Genomic DNA, 434 nt, shown 5'->3' on the forward strand with positions numbered 1-434 from the left:
AAGGCCTGCGACCATGCGGTGCTGCTCAAGCGCCTGGTCAAGAACATCGCCTACGACCACGAGATGGACACCACCTTCATGGCCAAGCCCTATCCGGGCCAGGCCGGGAACGGACTGCACGTGCATATCTCGCTGCTCGACAAGCACGGCAACAACATCTTCACCAGCGAGGATCCCGAGCAGAACGCCGCATTGCGCCATGCGATCGGCGGTGTGCTCGAGACCCTGCCGGCCTCCATGGCCTTCCTCTGCCCGAACGTCAACTCCTACCGCCGCTTCGGTTCGCAGTTCTACGTGCCGAACGCGCCGAGCTGGGGCCTGGACAACCGCACCGTGGCCCTGCGCGTGCCCACCGGCAGCCCGGACGCGGTACGCCTGGAACATCGCGTCGCCGGCGCCGACGCCAACCCCTACCTGCTGCTGGCCTCGGTGCT

1 pseudogene is annotated in these 434 nt (G+C 66.6%); it reads left to right on the plus strand.

Annotated elements, in window-relative coordinates:
- A pseudogene (locus HMPREF2886_RS30660) lies at positions 1-434 on the plus strand (glutamine synthetase); the annotation flags it as partial.

The sequence above is a fragment of the Pseudomonas sp. HMSC066A08 genome, from assembly GCF_001813025.1.
Classification (GTDB): domain Bacteria; phylum Pseudomonadota; class Gammaproteobacteria; order Pseudomonadales; family Pseudomonadaceae; genus Pseudomonas; species Pseudomonas aeruginosa.